The organism is Chitinophaga sp., assembly GCF_036566945.1.
In the GTDB taxonomy this organism is placed as follows: domain Bacteria; phylum Bacteroidota; class Bacteroidia; order Chitinophagales; family Chitinophagaceae; genus Chitinophaga.
Map to the genome: position 1 here is coordinate 1 of NZ_DATCVJ010000016.1, position 4,297 is coordinate 4,297.

General features: G+C 49.1%; 4 protein-coding genes. All 4 read left to right on the forward strand.

Annotation, left to right across the window (positions count from 1 at the left end):
* Nucleotides 1–956, forward strand: a 956-nt coding sequence (locus VIP81_RS00420) for a hypothetical protein (protein ID WP_331956497.1), incomplete at its 5' end; no start/stop codon positions are given.
* Nucleotides 957–993: 37 nt separating this feature from the next.
* Nucleotides 994–3,207 carry a molybdopterin oxidoreductase family protein gene (locus VIP81_RS00425; RefSeq protein ID WP_331956498.1) on the forward strand — a complete coding sequence of 738 codons (2,214 nt, stop codon included), beginning with the start codon at nt 994–996 and terminating at the stop codon, nt 3,205–3,207.
* 21 nt (nt 3,208–3,228) lie between these two features.
* Nucleotides 3,229–3,798: a 4Fe-4S dicluster domain-containing protein gene (locus VIP81_RS00430; protein ID WP_331956499.1), complete on the forward strand. Its 570-nt coding sequence runs from the start codon at nt 3,229–3,231 to the stop codon at nt 3,796–3,798.
* A gap of 10 nt (nt 3,799–3,808) precedes the next feature.
* On the forward strand, nt 3,809–4,297 hold a 489-nt coding region (locus VIP81_RS00435; RefSeq protein WP_331956500.1), incomplete at its 3' end, for a Rieske (2Fe-2S) protein.

Genomic DNA, 4,297 nt, shown 5'->3' on the forward strand with positions numbered 1-4,297 from the left:
CGTTAATTGCTTATCTCTTCGGCACCCTGTTCGCCCTGTTCGGCGGCATTTACCGGTATTGCGTATGGCTACAAAGACCGCCCACCTGGATGTATTTCAGGCGTACCTGGCAGTTTGTTTTTACAGGAAGCTTTTTTGTACATGCCTATTTTCTGCTTGAAGACTCCGTTAAGAATTTGTTATTCCAGCGTTTCATATATCCCAGGGGTAAAAAAAGATGGCTCGCCCATTTTATGCTGGCTTCTGGTTGTCTGGCGGCATTTGCAATTACCATTCCGCTAACGCTGGGATGGATCAACTTTACCCTGGACCCAGCTACCGCATTAGATCCGGGCGTGACCAAATTATATAACGCTAATTTTTTCGGATTTAATGTCATGAGTTTTAAGCTGGGATCTGTGCTGGCATTTTTTATTTTCCATGCGCTCACCTGGTGCTCCTGGGCAGTAATTGCGGGTGCTGTTATTTTTCTTGTGAGAAGATTGACCAATGCGGGCTTAATAGCGTCGCAGACATTTGAAGGGGACCTGCTGCCGCTACTGCTCCTGATTATTATTTCGGTGACGGGACTGGGATTGAATTTCAGCTATGCCTTTATGAAAGGCATCGCCTACGATTTCATGTCTGTTACCCATGCCATTGCCGTCATCCTTTTCCTGGTATGGATTCCCTTTGGTAAATTTTTTCATATTATTCAACGACCAGCACAAATAGGTGCACATATCTATAAACGGGAAGGCAAAAAAAGAGGCATGGCCGTTTGTCCGCATACCGGCAAGGAATTCACCACGCAATTACATGTAGATGATCTGAAGATCGTCACCAAACAGGTGGGCTTCGACTTCACACTGGAAGACGGCAGCTCTCACCTGGATTACAGTCCGGAAGGGAAACGCTCCCTCCTTGCCAAAGCTCATCTGAAAGCGCGGCAGGAAGGAGGAACACTATTTGGTTAATCGCCGGCAACAATGCCGGGTAATAAATACCTACTGCATGGCAAGACTACCCGCATCTCCCGAAAAAATTATTGAACAATTTGGGCCTCACCTGAACTATGCCCCACAGGAAGGCTACCCTGGCAGGGATGAGCCGGATGCCACCGTAAAAACCCATTGCTGCTTTTGTGGTATGCAGTGCGGGATACAATTATTGGTTAAAAACAATAAGGTAGTAGGCTTTGAACCGTGGATGGAATTTCCCTTCAATGAAGGCCGGCTATGTCCTAAAGGTGTGCAGCGATATCTTCAGGACAATCACCCGGACCGTTTGCTGGAGCCATTGCAGCGGGTGGAGGGCCAGGGCTTTCAGCCCATTGGCTGGGACAACGCCATGGAAAAAGTAACGTCAGAGATTAAACGAATACAGGAAAAATATGGCAACGATGCGTTTTCTATTTTATCGGGCGTGTCGCTGACAAACGAAAAAAGTTACCTGATGGGCAAGTTCGCCAGGGTGGCAGTAAAAACTGCCAACCTCGACTACAACGGCCGGCTATGTATGGTGAGTGCCGGCGCCGGCAACAAAAAAGCATTTGGACTGGATCGCGCTTCCAATAACTACGCCGACCTGGAACATGCAGAAGTAATTATTGTAGCAGGCGCCAATGTAAGCGAAACCTTCCCTACCCTCACCTATTGGCTGTGGCGCGCCAGGGATAATGGCGCCAAACTGATCGTGATAGATCCCAGGGTAATACCGCTGGCCCGAACAGCAGATATACACCTGCCTGTAAAGCCGGGCACCGATTCGGCCCTGTATGGCGCCATGCTCAAGTACCTGGCGGATCATGATATGCTCGACCATGATTTCATTGACAACTACACCGCTGGTTTTGCAGATACTCTTGCAGCTGTGCAGGAATGCACTTTGGAATGGGCAGAAGAAATAACAGGAATTGAAAAAGAAAAAATCCGGCAGGCCGCCGAATTATGGGGCAAGGCTAACACCAGTTTCCTCCTGCATGCACGTGGCATAGAACATCATTCCAAAGGCGTGGAAAATGTATTGGGCTGTATAAACCTCGTACTCGCCACCGGCCGCATTGGCCGGCCTTATTGCGGATACGGTACTATTACAGGGCAAGGCAACGGACAAGGGGGCCGGGAACACGGACATAAATGTGATCAGCTGCCGGGCAACCGCGACATTACCAATCCTGAACACCGGAAATATATTGCCGGGGTATGGGGCATTCCCGAATCAGCATTACCGGGTAAAGGGCTTACTGCCTGGGAACTCATAGAAGCCATCCATCGTGGTGAAGTAAAAGGACTACTTTCTATTTGCTTTAACCCATTGGTATCGCTGCCCAATAATAACTATGTAAGAGAAGCACTGGAGAAACTGGAATTTTATGTGTGCATCGATTTCTTTTTAAGCGAAACGGCCCGTCATGCAGATATTGTGCTGGCAGGCTCATTACAGGAAGAGGAAGAAGGCACTGTGACCACCGCCGAAGGAAGGGTAGTTCGTATACGCAGGGCCGTTACCCCTCCCGGCAACGCCCGCGCAGATACGGCCATCATACTGGAGCTGGCAGCAAGACTCGGCGCCGCAGATAAATTTACCTACGCCGACTCCGAGGCGCTCTTCAATGAACTACGTGTAGCCTCTAAAGGTGGTACGGCAGATTATTACGGTATCACCTATAAAAAAATAGAAGATAACATGGGCATCTTCTGGCCCTGTCCCACAGAAGATCATCCCGGTACGCCCCGGCTGTGGGAAGATAAAAAATTTGCCACGCCGGATGGCAAAGCACATTTTAATCCGGCGCCCTACAGAGATCCCGGGGAAGTAACCGATAGTGAATACCCGGTGGTATTAACCACCGGCCGCGTAGTGTCGCAATACCTCAGCGGTACACAAACAAGGCGTATCGGTAAACTGGTGGGCCTGATTCCGGAGCCGTTACTCGAAATACATCCTGAACTGGCAGCACGCTTTCATATCCGGCAACGGGAAACCGTACGGGTAACCACGCGTCGCGGCACGGCTGATTTTCCGGCGAATATTGTAGAAACCATCCGCAAGGATACCGTGTTCATTCCGTATCACTGGCCGGGAAGAAAATCGGCTAACCAGCTCACGATTGGTACACTGGACCCCATATCTAAAATACCGGAATTTAAAGTATGCGCCTGTAAACTGGAGCCATTGGGTGTGTTTACCCAACCCGGTGAAACAGCCGCTTTTGATAGTATCTGATTTACCTTAAATACTGCCTACATGGAAGTTACTGCGTATAAAACAGACATGGAATTTTTCGTAGACATGCAACGATGCATTGGCTGCAAAGCCTGTGAGATGGCTTGTGCAGAATGCGAAACCAATGGACAGGAAAGCATGATCCATGTAAACTATGTGGAACGTGCAGTTACCATTCAAACCACCGTACAGGTGTGTATGCATTGTGATGATCCGGTATGCGCTAAGGTATGTCCTGCGGATGCTATTTCGAAAGATGATTTTGGCGTAGTACATACGGCCAATACCGCCCGGTGCATAGGTTGTTCCAATTGTGTGATGGCCTGCCCCTTTGGTGTACCGATTAAAGAAGAAAAGTACGACATGATGATGAAATGCAACATGTGCTACGACAGGACCAGTGCGGGTAAAAAACCCATGTGCGCCACCGTTTGTCCCAGCCAGGCGCTGTTCTATGGCACCCGGGAAGAAATCAGCCGGATGCGCCCCAACAGTACCCCGGTCAATTCATTTGTTTTTGGTGAACAGGTAGTGACGACGAAAGTAAATATTATGATGCCCAAAGGCAGCACACAACTGAAAGTTCATTAAACTAAAAGATATGTCTGATCAAACGAAAGACCCTCACTGGAAACAGGACTTTCCCATTGAAAGAACAGCAGCGACCAAAGTAAGCCGCCGGGATTTTGCGCGGTTCTTATGCCTGGTATCCGGAGGACTTGCAACAGGCAGCGCATATGTGGCGATAAAAGCCAACTTCTTTCCACCAGAAGAAGTAAAAGGCGAACATTTTGTTTGCAAAGCAGACAGTGTACCACAAGGTGGTACCCGTTCTTTTGTGATGGAAGGCAGCAGTATTCCATACATCCTGATCCGCCTGGAGAATGGCAGCTGGAAAGCCTATGAACAAAAATGCACGCATCTTTCCTGTGCCGTATATTACAAACCCGGCAGCGGACAAATTGTATGCCCCTGTCATGAAGGCTTCTTCGATGCGATGACCGGCGAAGTGCTGGCCGGACCACCTCCAAGACCGTTGCCGGCCCTGGAAGTAGTGTTAAAAGGAGATGATGTATATGTGAAGGCCGGC

Coding starts and splice junctions, on each gene's coding strand:
- VIP81_RS00425 (WP_331956498.1), top strand. CDS start 994: ATGGCAAGACTACCCGCATCTCCCGAAAAAATTATTGAACAATTTGGG.
- VIP81_RS00430 (WP_331956499.1), top strand. CDS start 3,229: ATGGAAGTTACTGCGTATAAAACAGACATGGAATTTTTCGTAGACATG.